This is a genomic window from Catellatospora sp. NPDC049111, from assembly GCF_040648615.1.
GTDB classification, from domain to species: Bacteria; Actinomycetota; Actinomycetes; order Mycobacteriales; family Micromonosporaceae; genus Catellatospora; species Catellatospora aurea.
The window spans coordinates 93,050-108,051 of record NZ_JBEZEB010000006.1 but is presented as its reverse complement, the minus strand read 5'-3'; the positions used below and the strand labels follow the sequence as shown (position 1 = coordinate 108,051).

The 15,002-nt window shown below is 72.8% G+C and carries 13 protein-coding genes; 6 read left to right on the top strand and 7 right to left on the bottom strand.

Annotated elements, in window-relative coordinates:
- Positions 1-77 precede the first annotated feature (77 nt).
- The 5 genes from AB0B66_RS11265 to AB0B66_RS11245 all read left to right on the top strand — a co-directional run bounded on the left by AB0B66_RS11265 (position 78) and on the right by AB0B66_RS11245 (position 5,927).
- The gene (locus AB0B66_RS11265; RefSeq protein WP_360527229.1) at positions 78-920 is read left to right on the top strand and encodes a metallophosphoesterase; all 843 of its coding nucleotides are present in this window, start codon (positions 78-80) and stop codon (positions 918-920) included.
- Complete coding sequence (locus tag AB0B66_RS11260) at positions 917-1,579, top strand: 4'-phosphopantetheinyl transferase superfamily protein (RefSeq protein ID WP_360526599.1); 663 nt, start codon at positions 917-919, stop codon at positions 1,577-1,579. Before AB0B66_RS11265 ends, AB0B66_RS11260 begins: the two co-directional genes overlap by 4 nt.
- Before the next feature lie 138 nt (positions 1,580-1,717).
- On the top strand, positions 1,718-2,440 hold the full coding sequence (locus AB0B66_RS11255) for a VOC family protein (RefSeq protein ID WP_360526596.1): 723 nt from the start codon (positions 1,718-1,720) through the stop codon (positions 2,438-2,440).
- Between the two features lie 82 nt (positions 2,441-2,522).
- A complete protein-coding gene (locus tag AB0B66_RS11250; RefSeq protein WP_360526593.1) occupies positions 2,523-5,000 on the top strand; it encodes a DUF4132 domain-containing protein in 2,478 nt (825 codons plus the stop codon).
- 312 nt (positions 5,001-5,312) lie between these two features.
- Positions 5,313-5,927 carry a M23 family metallopeptidase gene (locus AB0B66_RS11245; protein WP_360526590.1) on the top strand — a complete coding sequence of 205 codons (615 nt, stop codon included), beginning with the start codon at positions 5,313-5,315 and terminating at the stop codon, positions 5,925-5,927.
- Positions 5,928-5,943: 16 nt separating this feature from the next.
- Here the strand turns inward: AB0B66_RS11245 and AB0B66_RS11240 are convergent, their stop codons facing one another.
- From AB0B66_RS11240 to AB0B66_RS11230, 3 genes are all read right to left on the bottom strand, one after another.
- Positions 5,944-6,627, bottom strand: a complete 684-nt coding sequence (locus AB0B66_RS11240) for a DUF305 domain-containing protein (protein WP_360526587.1) — start codon at positions 6,625-6,627, stop codon at positions 5,944-5,946.
- A gap of 55 nt (positions 6,628-6,682) precedes the next feature.
- A complete protein-coding gene (locus AB0B66_RS11235) occupies positions 6,683-7,060 on the bottom strand; it encodes a VOC family protein (RefSeq protein WP_360526584.1) in 378 nt (125 codons plus the stop codon).
- A gap of 79 nt (positions 7,061-7,139) precedes the next feature.
- Positions 7,140-9,143: a hypothetical protein gene (locus tag AB0B66_RS11230; RefSeq protein ID WP_360526581.1), complete on the bottom strand. Its 2,004-nt coding sequence runs from the start codon at positions 9,141-9,143 to the stop codon at positions 7,140-7,142.
- 204 nt (positions 9,144-9,347) lie between these two features.
- On the opposite strand from AB0B66_RS11230, the gene AB0B66_RS11225 reads away from it, so the two are divergent.
- The gene (locus tag AB0B66_RS11225; RefSeq protein ID WP_360526578.1) at positions 9,348-10,727 is read left to right on the top strand and encodes a PQQ-binding-like beta-propeller repeat protein; all 1,380 of its coding nucleotides are present in this window, start codon (positions 9,348-9,350) and stop codon (positions 10,725-10,727) included.
- 61 nt (positions 10,728-10,788) lie between these two features.
- Here the strand turns inward: AB0B66_RS11225 and AB0B66_RS11220 are convergent, their stop codons facing one another.
- Genes AB0B66_RS11220 through AB0B66_RS11205 form a run of 4 tightly spaced genes read right to left on the bottom strand, consistent with a single transcriptional unit; the run spans position 10,789 to position 14,841 of the window.
- Positions 10,789-11,211, bottom strand: coding sequence for a hypothetical protein (locus AB0B66_RS11220; protein ID WP_360526575.1), 423 nt, complete (start codon positions 11,209-11,211; stop codon positions 10,789-10,791).
- Between the two features lie 29 nt (positions 11,212-11,240).
- A complete protein-coding gene (locus tag AB0B66_RS11215) occupies positions 11,241-12,713 on the bottom strand; it encodes a glycoside hydrolase family 130 protein (RefSeq protein WP_360526572.1) in 1,473 nt (490 codons plus the stop codon).
- Positions 12,710-13,720 (bottom strand): glycosyltransferase, encoded by a 1,011-nt coding sequence (locus tag AB0B66_RS11210; protein ID WP_360526569.1) that lies wholly within the window; start codon positions 13,718-13,720, stop codon positions 12,710-12,712. The genes AB0B66_RS11215 and AB0B66_RS11210 overlap by 4 nt, the downstream gene beginning before the upstream one ends.
- A complete protein-coding gene (locus tag AB0B66_RS11205; RefSeq protein ID WP_360526566.1) occupies positions 13,717-14,841 on the bottom strand; it encodes a glycosyltransferase in 1,125 nt (374 codons plus the stop codon). The genes AB0B66_RS11210 and AB0B66_RS11205 overlap by 4 nt, the downstream gene beginning before the upstream one ends.
- Between the last annotated feature and the right edge of the window lie 161 nt (positions 14,842-15,002).

Sequence of the window (15,002 nt, the reverse complement as noted above, 5' to 3'; positions counted from 1 at the left end):
CGCACGTCCACACAGCACGGGACACCGCCGTCCCGTGCTGTGTGATGCCACCCGCCCGAACCCCGCACGAGGTGACGATGCATCCCGGCACGCTCTACGCCATCAGCGACCTGCACGTGGGCTACGCCGAGAACCGGGCGCTGCTCGACGGGCTGCGGCCCACCTCGGCGCAGGACTGGCTCATCGTCGCCGGTGACGTCGGCGAGATCTTCGACGACGTCGTCGACGTGCTCGCCGGGCTCCGCGAACGGTTCGCCAAGGTGATCTGGGCGCCGGGCAACCACGAGTTGTGGACCCCGCCGCAGGACCCGGTGCAGGCCCGCGGCGAGCGCCGCTACCTCGACCTGGTGCGGAGGTGCCGGCAGCTCGGCGTGCTGACCCCGGAGGACGACTACGCCGTATGGGAGGGCGAGGGCGGCCCGGTGGCCGTCGCGCCGCTGTTCCTGCTGTACGACTACTCGTTCCGGATGCCCGGCATGCTGACCAAGGCGATGGCGTTGCAGCACGCGTACGACACCGGCATCGTGTGCACCGACGAGATGCTGCTACACCCCGACCCGTACGCCAGCCGCGAGGAGTGGTGCCTGGCCCGGGTCGAGTACACCCGCGCGCGGCTGGACGCGGTCGACCCGGGTCTGCCCACCCTCCTGGTCAACCACTTCCCGCTGGTCCGGCAGCCGACCGACGTGCTGTGGCACCCGCAGTTCGCGCAGTGGTGCGGCACCGAGCTGACCGCCGACTGGCACGTGCGCTACCGCGCCGCGGCAGCCGTCTACGGCCACCTGCACATCCCACGCCTGACCTGGTACGACGGCGTGCCGTTCCAGGAGGTGTCGCTGGGCTACCCGCGCGAGTGGAAGACCCGGTCCGCCCCGCCCGCGATGCTGCGTCCGGTGCAGTGGGCCGCGGTGCCCGCATGATGGGCCCGTTGCTGCCCGCCGCCGCCACGGTGGTGGAGGCGTTCGACGACACCGTGCCCGCACCGCTGTTCCCGGAGGAGGAGCAGCTGGTGGCGCGCGCGGTGGACAAGCGGCGCACCGAGTTCGCGACCGCCCGGCGCTGCGCCCGCGAGGCGCTGGCCAGGCACGGCTTCGCGCCCGCGCCGCTGCTCACCGGCGAGCGCGGGCAGCCGCTGTGGCCCGCCGGGACGGTCGGCAGCATCACCCACTGCGCGGGCTACCGCGCCGCCGCCGTCGCCCGCGCCGCCGATCTCGGGTCGGTCGGCGTCGACGCCGAACCGCACCAGCCGCTGCCGGACGGGGTGCTCGACACGATCGCGCTGCCCGCCGAACTGGCCCGGCTACGGGCGATGGCCGTCGCCCACCCCGGGGTCTGCTGGGACCGGGTGCTCTTCAGCGCCAAGGAGTCGGTCTACAAGGCATGGTTCCCGCTGGCCCGGCGCTGGCTCGACTTCACCGACGCCGACCTCGCCTTCGATCCGGACGCCGGCACGTTCAGCGCCACTGTGCTGATCGACGCCCCCCGGTACGGCGACACCCCGCTGTCGCGGTTCGACGGTCGTTTCGCCGCCTCCGCCGACCTCGTGGTCACCGCCGTGACCGTGCCCGTCCGGCCGTGACGCCACCGGCGGTCCCGGGGCCGCGCGCCGGGCTGCTCGAATACTCGGCTGCGGGTGAGACCGCCGCGCGTCTAGGGTTCCGTGCGGGAAGCCGCACAGCCCTGGCCCACCGGCCGGCGGATCGGAAGTGAGCACACGATGACCAGTCGACTGGCCGCACTCTGCTTCAACGCGCTCGAACCGCTGCCACTCGCGCGGTTCTGGGCGGGTGTCCTGGGCCGGCAGCTCGTCGACGATCCGCACGACGGCGTCGTGCTCCTGCCCGATGACGACACCGCGTTCCGGATCCGGTTCGTCCCGAGCACCGAGCCGAAGATCGGGCAGAACCGCGCGCACTTCGACCTTCCGAGCGCGTCCCTGCAGGCCCAGCGGCAGACCGTGGCCACGGCGCTCGAACTCGGCGGCCGGCACATCGACGTGGGCCAGGGCCCCGATGCCGACCACGTGGTGCTCGCCGACCCCGAGGGCAACGAGTTCTGCGTCATCGAGCCGGGCAACAACTTCCTCGCGGGCTGCGGCGTCATCGGCGCGCTGTCCAGCGACGGCATGCCGGAGGTCGGCTACTTCTGGAGCGCGGCGCTCGGCTGGCCCCTGGTCTGGGACCAGGACCAGGAGACCGCGATCCAGGCGCCGTACGGCGGCACAAAGATCACGTGGGGTGGTCCGCCGCTGATGCCCAAGACGGGCACCGACCGGCTGTACCTCGACCTCGCTCCACCGGCCGGAGGTGATCAGCAGGCCGAGATCGAACGCTTGCTCTCCCTCGGCGCGACCCTGCTCGACAAGGGGCGCGACGACGCCGGTCGGGTGATGATGGCCGCGCCGGGCGGCAACGAGTTCTGCTTGCTGATGCCCCGATAGCACGCCCGTCCGCGCCTGTCGCAGCCGTCCCTTAGGGTCTGGACGGATCATGGGCGGCAGGCGTGGACGGCAGGGGTGGGCGATGTTCGAGCAGTCGGGCGGCACGCTGGCGATGATGGCGCTGGTCCACCGGGCCCGCCGGGCGGGGGCCGCCGGCGACCTCGCCGCCCTGCGGACCACGGCCCGGGACATGCTGGCCCAGCTGGAGACCGCGAGCTCGGGACGCGGTCTGCCGAAAGCCGACGAGCAGGAGCTGGACCGGCTGTACGACACGGCGTTCCCGCTCACCGACCCCGCCGACCCCGCCGACGTGCTCGACGCGCCCTGGCCGACCACGGCGCGGCTGGCCGCGCTGCGGGCCCTGCTCGGCGGGCAGCAGAGCCCCGACGTCCGCCTCGACGCGCTCGTCGTCGCGGCGCTCGACGCCGGTGACCTGAACCTGCTGCGCGTCGTCGCGCTCACCCCGCTCGGCGAGATCTGCGGCACGTCGCGCGCACTGCTGCTGGACGCGCTCCAGGCGGCAGGCGCGCTGGACGACGAGGTCGTCGAGCGGTTCGCCGCCGACACCGACACGGTCCGCAAACTGGTCGGCCGCGGCAGCCCGGTCGTCGCCGCGGCCACCGGTGACCGGTTCCGGCCCACCCTGCACGACCGAATGTGGGAGCTGGTCTGCGCGCCGGCCCTCGACGAGGACCGGCTGCTGACGCTGCCGGTGCCGCGCGGGCTGCGCTTCGTGCGGTGGGCGCTCGACTTCACCGGCAACTGGCGGGTCGCCCGGCACCTGGGCGCGGCGGCGCTGACCTCGGCCGAGCGGGGCGAGCTGATCGGACTGCTGCACGGCGCGCCCGTGGAGCGGCAGGAGCGGGCGTTCACGCTGCGCCTGGCGGCCGGGGACGCGCAGGCGCTGCTGCCGCTGCTCGGCCTGGCCGGGGCCGAGCGCCTGCTGCGTCTGATCCAGACGGGCCAGGCGACGAGCCGCGTGGTGCGCAACGACCGGGCGGCGATCCTCGCGGCGGCGGCCGAGGTGGGCGGCGCGGACGTGGCCCGGTTGCTGAAACTGGTGCCCAACGACGTGGTCGCGGCGGCCCTCGGGCTGCGCCGCGGACCGGTCATGACGCGGGTGGCCAAGGACTCGCCGGTGGGCCTCACGGCGTACGGGATGCTGCCGCCGGACGACGGTGAGACCGTGTTGGACCGCTGGGTGGCGCTGCGCGAGGTGCACCGGCGGGGCATGGAGTTCTCCCCGGAGCGGCGACGCCAGCACGCGGTGGCTCTGGACGTCGCGCTGGACCACCTGGCCCAGGTCGGCGGATTTGCCGACGCTGCCGCGCTCGACGAGGCGGGGGAGGCACACTCGCCCACGCCGGTGCCGCCGCCGCTGGTCGTCGGGCCGTATACGGCCGCCGTCGGTTTCGCCGGCGGCGAACCTGCGGTCGTCGCGAGCAAGGGCGGCCGCGTGCTGAAGTCGCTGCCCAAGGCCGTACGCGAGGACCCGGGCATGGCGGCGCTGCGCGAGCAGCACGAACTCGTGCGCGGCCACGCCTCGCGGCTGCGCGGCAGACTGCACCGCCTCGTCACCACCGGCGCGCCGGTGCCGCCCGCGGAGCTGGTCCGGCTGCGCGCCACCCCGACCGGGGCGGGGCTGCTGCCGCTGCTGGTGTGGCAGGACCAGGCCGGACGGTTCGGGCTGCTCGACGACGTGGACGCCACCGGTCCGGTCAGCGCGGCGCATCCCGCCTCACTGGCCGCCGCCGGGCTGCTGGGACATTGGCAGGCGGAAGCTGCCCGGCGCAGGCTCTGCCAGCCGGTGCCGCAGCTGTTCCGCGAGTGGTACGCGCCGAAGCCCGAAGAAATCATCGGCGACGCGACCCGCTTCACCGGCCGGGTGATCGACGGCGGCGCGGCGGCCCGGGAACTGGCGTCCCGCGGCTGGTCGCTTCACGACACCGCACAGCCGCACGCGACGAAGCGGTTGAGCGAGCACACCGCTGTGCTGCACGCCGCCACGGAAGGTTACTGGGCGGCGGGCGACGTCGGCTTCACCCGGCTGGAGTTCCGCGACGGGGACACCGCCGTGCCCGCCGACCGGGTGCCGCCGGTGGTGTTCTCGGAGGCGGTGCGCGATCTCGACCAGGCCGCCTGGGCCGGCCGCCGCAGCGTCGGCGACTACTCGACGGGCCTGGCGCGGTCCCGCGCGGAACTGCTGACCGCCGTGCTCGGCGACGGCGGACCGGACCGGATCACCCGGCACGGCGACACCGTCGTGGTCGACGGCTCGCGCGCCGTGTACCGGCTGCACCTGGGCACCGATGCCGTCGTGATCGGCGACCGCCCGGGGCCGCGCGACGTGTCGTACGGCTTCGGCGACACGCCGCATCCTGCGCTGTTTCAGCCCGTCGAGCGCGCCGACCATGCGACCACGCGCCTGCTCACCCGGATCCTGCTGCTGGCCGAAGACGAGAAGATCACCGACGAGTGGACCTTGGAGAAGCTGGGTCTGCTGCCGCACGGGACCGTGCCGGCCTGCCGCATGTGCGGAAGCCAGCATCTCTGGGACTGACGTCCGACGCGCTGGGTGATATCGCTCGCTTCCTTAGGTAACGATAGTTGTGGCCCGCTCGCCCTGTACCAGCGAGGACGACGCACAGTCACCAGTGGACCACGAATCACGGTTTGTGACCGGGGGTGCGTGGTGGCTAGTTTGTTCAAGTCTCACTTGACGTTCGGACACCTACGCCCGGCGGACCTCGCCGTCCGGTGGTGGAGATGACGGGGAGCACACGTGCAGTATCGGCCGGAAGTTGTCCGCGAAGGCGACCGTTACCGGGGTCGACGACGGGCAGACGTCCCGTCCCGGCGCAGGTACACCGCAGTGCTGGCGACGGCGGCGGCAGGTGCGGGAGTCGTCGCGTTCGCCACGGGCGCCGCGGTCGACGACGCGAAGGGCGACGCGACCGACAGCGCGGTGGCCGCCTACGTCCAGACCGGCGGTGCCACCAGCGACCGCGCGCAGGCCGCGGACCGTGCCAACCGTGCCGAGCGGACCACCGAGACCACGGCCGAGAGCACCGACACCTGGAAGCTGCCGCTGCACGACTACGACCTGGCCGCCGGGTTCAGCACCGGGGCGGGCCACTCGCGCCACGGGCTGGACCTCACCGGGCTGCCCGAGGGCACGCCGTTCGCGGCGATGCGGGCCGGCACCGTGGTGCAGGCGGGCTGGAACGGCGCGTTCGGCAACTCGGTCATCATCGACCACGGCGACGGCGTGCAGACCGTGTACGCCCACGCCAGCCACGTCCTCGTCAAGCGGGGCCAGCAGGTCGAGGCCGGCGAGGCGATCGCGCTGCTCGGCAACACCGGCCTGTCCCGCAGCGTGCACCTGCACCTGGAGCTTTACGTCGACGGCGTGCTGCAGGACCCGCTGTCGTGGTTCAAGGAGCGCGGCGTCGACTTCGAGCTGGAGATCGAGGCGCTGCCCAGCTGACCGCCGGGCGGAGCCGTCAGGCGGCGAGCTTGGCGAGCAGGTCCTTCATACGGCGGATCTCGATCTGCTGGTCGGCGTTGACCTCGCGGGCGAGCCGGTCGCTGGCCGGTTCGATGCCCCCACCGGCCTGGTAGAGCTGGTCGACCATGGTCACCGCGCCCTGGTGGTGCCGGATCATGTAGTCGAGGAAGAGCCGGTCGAAGGCCGGGCCGTCGGCGGCGGCCAGCCGCGTCAGGTCGCTCTGGTCGAGCATGCCGGGCATCAGCTCGCCGTGCCCGACGTGATTCGCGTGCGGCGACGGCAGCGCTTCGCGGCGGTCCGTCAGCCACCGCTCCATCAGCGCGATCTCATCCTGCTGCGAGATCGTGATCCGCTCGGCGAGCTGGGCGATCTCGGTGCTCCGGCTGCGGGCGGCGACCAGCGCCGTCATCTCCAGCGCCTGCCGGTGGTGCGGGATCATCTTTGCCATGAAGGCGGTGTCCGCCGCGTTGTGCGGCGGCGCTGACAGCCCGGCGACGTCCGCGGGGGAGAGCGTGCGCGCGGACTGGCCGGGCGCGCCCGGCTGGACCACGCGGAGGGTCGGCGCGGCTGTGCCCGGGGCGGCGTCGTCGCCCGGCAGCATGACGATCAGGGCCGCCGCGACACCGGTCGCGACGGCGGCGGCCACGGCGGCGATGGCGAGGCGGCGGGAGCCGAGCATGGTCAAGACGGTAGCCGATGTGCGGCCGCGCGGCGACCGTCCGCAGTGGGCCGGGTCAGCCGCCGTACGGGCGGGTGATGATTTCGAGGTTGTGCCCGTCGAGGTCTTCCCAGTAGAGGCCGCGGCCGCCGTCGTTGTGGTTGATCTCGTTCGGCCTGCTGTGGAACGGGTCGGCCCAGAACGTCAGGCCGCGGTCGCGGATGCGGGTCCAGATCTGGTCGAACTCGTCCTCGGTCACCAGGAACGCGTAGTGCTGCGTGCGGATCGGTCCGTCGGCGTGCACGACGTCGAGGGATACGCCGTTGGCCAGGGCGACCACCCGGAACGGGCCGTAGGTCGCGGCGGGCGCGAGGCCGAGCAGGTCGGTGAGGAAGTCCGCGCTCCGGTCGCGGTCGGCGGCCATGACGATGGTGTGATTGAGCTGTACGGGCATGACGTCCATCTTGCCCGAAACGTCGAGGGGGCGGCCCACCGAAGCCGGTGGACCGCCCCCTGCGCTTTTCGTGCCGTGCTCAGTCGAGCGTGGCGCACTGGCCGCCGGCGGGGCCGTTGACCGTGTTCGCCGCGCCGAGGTTGATCGGCGCGGGGGTGTTTCCGGAGCAGGCGAGCGGGCCGTTGATCGTGCTGTCGGCGATGATCGGCTCGACGCCGGTCGTCCTGCCGCCCGACAGCGAGACCGGACCGTGCACGGTCGTGTCGACGACCGCCACGCTGCCCGTCGCACCGGAGACGGCCACCGGGCCGCGGACGGTGCTGTGGTAGAGGTGCACCGCGGCCGCCGACGACGCCGACACCGGGCCGGAGATCGTCGAGTCGATCGCGAGCAGCGTCGCGCCCCTGCGGACCGCGACCGGGCCGTTGACGGTCGCGCCGTCCAGGCAGGTCACACCCGAGACCGTCAGCGGGCCGTTGTGGCGGCCGTCGATGGTCGTGGTGCAGGTGCGGGCCAGTTGGTCGAAGCGCGCCCGCGCCACCGCGAAGCTCGGCGCCCAGGTGAACCTCGTCTGGTGCTGGGCGTTGAACTCGGGCAGCTGGATCTGCCGGGCCGCGGCGATCTCCGCCTCGGTCAGGTGGACGCTCGGCTTGAGGCCGAACACGTCGAGGCCGCGGGCGATCTCACTGCCGTAGACCGCGCCGTTGTACCAGTACGCCGACCACATGCCGCCCAGCACGAGCGCGGTGGCCGAGATCGGGCCGCGGTCGAAGAACGCGATCTCCTTCGGGTGTGCCGAGTCGGTGTAGTCGACCAGCGAGATGCCGCCCTGGTACCAGGCCTGGGCCATGATGTCGCGGCCGGGCACCGGGATCAGCGAGCCGTTGTGCGCGACGCAGTTCTCGGTCAGCGTCTGGGGCACCGGCAGCTTGTAGTAGCTGCGGAACTCCATCTTGCCGTCGACGATGTCGAAGACCGCGTTCGCGCCCCAGCTGGCCTGGTCGGTCGGGCGGCACCGGGCCCCCGTGCCGCCGCCCCACTCGTCGGTGAAGATGACCTTCTTGCCGTCGTTGGTCAGCGTCGCCGAGTGCCAGTACGCGAAGTTGGGGTCGGCCACCTCGTCCAGGCGCACGGGGTTGGCGGGGTCGGAGATGTCGATCAGGATGCCGTTGCCCTCGCATGCGCCGGCCGCCAGCCCGAGGGCCGGGTAGGCGGTGATGTCGTGGCAGGCGTCCGTGATGGGGGTGGGACCCCAGTTCGCACCGGACGGGTGCGTCGGGGCGGGCGGCGTGTTCTGCAGCCCGTCGACCGCGCCGGTGTCCGGGTCGGCGAACAGCCGCGGACCGCTGACCACCGCGGCGGCGGCCGGGTCGGCGACCGGGACCCTGATGACGTCGATGCGCCAGCGGGACGGGTCCTCGCCGTTGGCCGGGTTGTTGTTGCAGCCCGCCATCGTGGCCACCGGTCGCACCCCGGCGGTGCCGGAGACGTACACGTACACGTTGGCCGGGTCGTCGGGGTCGGACACCACCGAGTGCGTGTGCGAACCGCGGCACAGCTGGACAGCCGCGACCTGGGTCGGCGTGGTGATGTCGCTGATGTCGAAGACGCGCACGCCCTGGAAGCGCTCGCCGACGGTCGGGTTGGTGCCGCAGTCGACGCGGGCGCGGCTCTCCTCGACCGACATGAACAGCAGGTCGCCGTAGACCGACACGTCACCCTGCCCGCCCGGGCAGACGACGCTGGTCACGACCGACGGGGCGGCCGGGTTCGCGATGTCGACGACGTTGAACCCGTTGAAGTTGCCCATGATCGCGTAGTGGCCGGTGAAGGCGAGGTCCGAGGTGACGAAGCCGAAGTCGCCGGGGTTGGCCGGATTGACGAAGCCCGGTGGCTTGTCGAGATGGGCGAGGTGTTCGAGATTGCCGATCGCCGACTGCGCGTCGAGCCAGCCCGCACCGAGTCCGATGCGGGGATCCGGTTCGTCGGCGTGAGCCGCGCCCGGAGTGAGTGCGGCGATGAGTAGGGTGGCCGCGCCTGCGGCCAGCACGCGGTGGATGGTGCGTCGTGGAGTGGTCGGCATGTATCGCGCCTCTCTTGTGGAGGGGGCTCAACTCGGCGGCGTGTAATGAGTGGGACGGTCGCCGCACCTCACCGGACGGTATCGAAGGGGGGCGATCGGGGCAAGAGGGCCGGCCGCCTCGCCTCCCACCAGGCAAGCCCCTGCATTAGTCTGCGCTGACTCATGGTGCGGTGATCGTTCGCATCTCGGCGGGGGAGGCACTGGGTGGATACGGAGATCATCGAGCTGGGCGAGGTCCGGGCCGGAGTGGAGTCATCGCCTGGCCGGAGCCGGCCGGTCCGAGGCCTCAGGTCGCTGGCTGCGGTGATCGCGTTGCTGCTCACGGGCGCTCTGGGGGCCGCGGCGCCGATGACGCCGATGTTCACGCAGCTCGCCGACGTGGCCCTGGGCGACGTCGACGGGCCGGTCACCGGCGGCGTCGATGCGGCGGGCGACCTGCTGCTGGTCCGCACCAGCCAGGCGGTGTCCGCGTACGACATGAACAGCGGCGCGCTGCGCTGGCGGCTGCCGGCCTCGGCCGGCCGGGGGCGCGACATTCAGGTCGCGGCGCAGGTCCCCGACGTGCTGGTGATCAACGAGGACTTCGCGGACGGCAGCACCTCCTCGTCCGCTGTGGACGCGCGCACCGGAGCCGTGCGTTGGAGCACGCGGCAGTACGTCTGGGTGATCGGCGAGTACGCCCTGGACAGCCCGCCCGTCATGATGTCGGCGGAGCCGGGGGGCGAGCTGTCCGCGTCCGCGCCGACGGAGATGATCGTGCGCGACCTGGGCACGGGCCGGGTGCGGTGGGTGCTTCGAGGCGAGCCGTACGCCGCGGTCGACGAGCAGGCGCTGGAGGCGTGGTCGGTCTCCGAACGGGGCGAGTTCACGGTGCGCGATCTGCGCGACGGGCGGGTGCTGCGCACCGGCAAGGCCACGTTCCCGCCCGGCAGACCGCTGCTCGCCACGGTTTACGGCGGGATGCTCGTGCTGTCGGCCACCCTGCCGGACAGCCAGTACATGGAGACCCGCTACGACACCCTGACGCTGCGCAAGATCGACGTGAGCGCGTCGCTGACGCGTTTCGCGTGCGGCGACTACCTGTGCGAGGTGGCCGACGACGGCGGCACGACCTCCCCGCTGGCCGTGCTGGACCGCGACACCCTGGCCGTGCGTTACCGGCTGGCACCCAACCTGCATCTGCTGCCGACCGGGCAGGGCGCGATCACGGTCCGGACGGACGGGGCGCTTGCGCTGGGCGCGACCGCCGACCGGCTGATCGACCTGGCCGACGGTGCGACGCTGCTCGACCTGGCAGGCTGGCGCGTCCAGCTCTCGTCCGACGGGAGCCGGGACGCGCTGCTGCTGCGGTCGACCGCGAGCGGGATCCAGCTCTCCGCGTCCGACGACGGCACGGTGCGCCGCCAGGACACGCGGCCCGAACTCGGCCGCTACCAGGTCGCGCGGATCGAGGACGGGCAGGTCCGGCTGCTGGGTACGCTGCCGCCCCGACTGAATCGCTGCTTCCACACCCGGCAACGGATCGCCTGCGTCCACGACGGCGACCGGCTGGGGGTGTGGAGCGTCGCCGCGTCGGCGTACTGAGCGATGCCGCGCGAGCGGTGCCCAGGTGAGGCCGGTCCCACCTGGGCACCGCCCACCGGTCTTAGTTGGGGTTGGCGGCGTGGGTGAGGGTCTCCCAGGCCACGAACAGGTTGTTGGTGCCGGCCGGACGCTGGTTGAGGGTCAGCGTCTGGGTGTTGGTCATGCCGATGCCGAGCCGGAAGTTCAGCGCGTTGAAGCCGACCTCGGTGACCGGGCCCAGACCGAGGTGCAGGCTGCCGCCGCACAGCCACGACGGCGCGGCGGTGCCGAGCTGGTACTTGCTGTGCAGGCCCAGGGCGTGGCGCAGCCGGTCGGTGAACTCCGGGTAGAGGTCCTGGCCCTGGATGCGGCTGGTCTCGGCGATGTGGGTGGCCGAGGAGATGCCGTATCCGGTGTGCGTGAAGTCGCGGCAGGTCTCCTGCGAGAGGCCGTCGACGAAGGTGCTCTGCCCCTGCCAGTAGTTGATCCGCCAGACCGTCAACACCCTCGATATGCCGTCGTTGATGCGTGCTGTCAGGCCGCTCGCATGGCGTCGAGCAGCCCGGCGACGCCGACGGTGGCGAAACCCACCCGGGCGTCGCTCGCGCCGTAGGGCATCCACAGCTCGCCCCTGTGCAGCAGCCCGCCGCAGGAGTAGACGACGTTGGGGACGTACCCGTCGCGGTCGGCCTCCGCCGGAGCCAGCAGCACGCCGGGCAGCTCGGCGACGACCCGCTCCGGCCGGTGCAGGTCCAGCAGGATCGCCCCGATGGCGTACTGCCGCATCGGTCCCACGCCGTGCGTGAGCACCAGCCATCCCGCGTCGGTCTCCAGCGGCGAGCCGCAGTTGCCGACCTGGATCAGGCTCCAGCTGCGTCCGGGCCGCAGCAGGGGGACGGGTTCGGCCCAGCGGTTGTCGCCGTCGAGCGCGGTCAGTCCGAGGGTCTCGCCGTCGGCCCGGCAGAGGGCCAGGTGACGGCCGTCGATGGTCCGGGGGAACAGCGCCACGCCTTTGTTGCGGGCGCCCGGCCCGCGCATCGGGGTCACCTCGAACCGGGTGAGGTCGGCGCTGTCGAGCATTCGCGACGCGATCTGCCGCCCGTCGTACGCCGTGTAGGTCGCCCGGTAGGCCGCCTCGCCGTCCGCACCGGTGACCCTGACGAAGCGGGCGTCTTCCATGCCGTTGCTCTCCGACGGGTTGTTCGGCCACAGCACCCGCCCGCTGAGCGGCACCTGCTCCGGGAAGACCACCGAGTAGCCGTCGGCGACGGTACGGCGCAGCTGCTCCATCGTGCGCTGCGCGGTGGCCCGATGCAGCAGGTCGGGCGGGATCGACGCCAGCGTCCGCTCGAACTGCTGGTCGTCGAAGCGTTCCGGCAGCAGCCCCAGCACGGTGGCGCAGACCTCGTCGTCGTAGGCGCCCTCGTCCAGCCCGGCGGCGAGCAGGTCGCGCCGGTGCAGCACACCGACGCGCGCCCCGACGGCCAGCGGGCCGGGTCGCGGAGCCAGGGCGAGGTCCCGGCCCGGTCCGAGCACCGCGGTCGCGAACCCGATGGAGGACAAGTGGCCCTCGCCGATCTGCCGCAGGCTGACCGCGACCCGCAGCTGCCCGTCGGCCAGGCCGGACTGGTCGGGATGCGGCACCATCGACGGGTTGCACAGGGCCGCGCCCTCGACGGCGTACTCGTGGCTGAAGAACGCGCCGATGAGCGTGCGCATCGTGTCGGGTAGTTCACGGTCCGGACTCACCCGGTGCCTGACCAGGTCGAAGTGGTGCCGGAAGGTGGCCGCCAGCTCGTGATGACGGCTGCCGTAGCCGTCCATTACCTCGTCCAGCAGCTGCGCGGCGGACCGGTCGTCGAGGGCGGTGATCCGCTCGACCAGACCGGAGGCGCGGGTCCGCGCGAGCGCGGCGTCCTCGCCGGGCACGAACAGTTTCACGATCACGCGCCGCGGGTCGGGGGAAAGCGTGACGTCGTGCCTGACGGCGAGCTCGGCGGGCGTCATGCCGGCACCTTCGCCCGCGCGTGCTGCAGCGTGGACAGCAGTGCCAGCGTCGACTCCGCGCCCTGGTTGAGATTGGGGCCGTACGCTGTCAGCCCGTCGTAGCCGCCGCCGGTGTGCTCGTCCCACATCACCGCACCGGCGTCGTTGACGCCCAGGAACCAGGCGACGGTCCGATCCAGATCGACCTCCCAGGCCCGGTCCCCGGTCACCGCCGCGGCGGTGGCGAAGGCGTCGGCCAGCGCGGCGACCTCGATCGGCTGCTGATCCCGGCCGGCGCGCTCCTCACCGCGCGCCCAGCCACCGGCCGGGACGACGCGCAAGCCCCGCGGGCCCGACTGCACATCGCGTATCCAGGCCAGCAGGTGAAGGCCCGTGCCGAGTGCGGTGTCGTCCCCGCGCGCGGCCGCGTCGGCGATGACGAGCTCCGCGAGCGCCGCGTTGGCGTACGTCAGCCGGGGCAGCGGCCACGGCCAGTCCGGATCCGCGCCCGGTGGGCCGACCGCCGTGGCGGCGTCGGACAGCAGCGCGGCCGCGTCGACGTCGCCCGGGTCCGCGCGCAGCACCTCCGCCGCGCCCAGCCCGGCGAACGCCATGGCATGCGGGTAGGCGGACCGCTGCGACGTGCCGAGCCTGAAAGCGGTCAGGGCGGAGTCGCGTATCCAGGGCACCGGGTGGCGGGCCGCCGCCGTGCCCAGGCCCCACAGCGCCCGTCCCCACCAGTCGCCGAGCCCGGCCGGGTCGGCCCAGCGCCGGTCATGGCCGAGCCGGTTGTGGAACGCCCCGGTCTTGGCCTGCGCGTGGTTGAGGAAGGTCAGGTAGCACTCAGCCAGCCGGACCAGCTCCGCCGAGGGATCGGCCTCGCGGCTGGTGACGACGAGCCCGCGGGCGACGTCGTCGGTGCAGTAGCCGTGCTCACGGCGGGCGACGGCGAGTCTGGCGTGCTCGAACAGGCCGGTGTCGTCGGTCAGCCGGACGAGATGGGCGAAGTTCGGTTCGGGGACCTTCACACGGCGGCCGCGGTCAGTGCCCGGTCGGCTGCCAGCAGCCGCTGCGCGAGCGTGGCATACCGGTCCGCGACGGCGGGCCACAGCATGGCAGGGCCGGGCACGCCGCCCAGGCCCGCGGCGTCGGGACTGGTGAGGATCGCGCGGACGGCATCGGCCATGGCCGCGGCGTCGCCGTGCGGCACCAGGACGCCGGGACCGCCGGTCAGCAGCTCGACGGCGTGCGGGAAGCGGGTCGCCACGACGGGGACTCCCGCGGCGACCGCCTCGATGAGCACACCCGAGGTGACCTGTTCCCGCGAGTCGTAGGGCAGCAGCACCACGTCCGCGGAGCGGATCAGGCGGCCCAGCGACGCGTCGTCACGGTACACGGGGTCGAAGCGGACCGAGTCCGCGATGCCGAGCACCCGGGTCAGCTCGACCAGGCCGTCGCGGTACTGCTCGCCGTGCTGTTCGAGCACGCGCGGATGGGTCTTGCCCGCGATGGTGTACACCGGCCGCTGCGGCAGGTTCCGGAGCCGGCCCATTGCCCGCACGGCCCATTCGATGCCCTTGCCGGGCCCGAGCAGTCCCCAGGTGAGCAGGTGCGGGCGCGAGCCTTTGACGGCGGGGGCGGCGGCATGGTCGTGGGCTCCGTGCGGGATGACGGTGACCTTGGCGGGATCGACGTCGTAGCCGGCCGCCAGCCGGTCCCGGGCGGTCGCGGTCATGACGACCACGGCGTTCGCCGCCTGCGCGACCTGTTCGAGCACCGACTTCTGCCGGGCGGTGGGGGCCGCCAGGACCGTGTGCAGCACCACGATGCTCGGCACGGTGAGCTGGTTCAGCATCGGCACCACGTCGTGGCCGTCCGCACCGGGGTAGATGCCGTACTCGTGCTGCACGACGGCCACGTCGAAGTGGCCGAGGGCCTTCGCGGCGAGCTGCCAGCCGCCGGCGTCGTCGCTGGACCAGGTGTGCACGACCTTGGGGTCCGCGGCGCCCGGTTCCCGGGCGGCGGTGACGCGCACGATGCCGCCGGGCATCCCGTCCGGGCACAGCGCGGCCGACAGGGCGGAGTTGAACGTGGCGAGCCCGCACGCGGTCGGCGGATGGGTGCTGACAAAGCCATAACTGGTGGGCATTGATGATGCCTTCCGGTTCATCGGCGTCCTTCCACACGGGAAGGCGGCCTCACGCGGTGAAGGCGTCCGCTCGGCCTGCGTGTGCGGCGAGCGGTCCGGGTCTCCCGGGACGTCGCCCGGGAACCACATTGCACCCTTTCGGGCGTCTCAGCATCTCGACA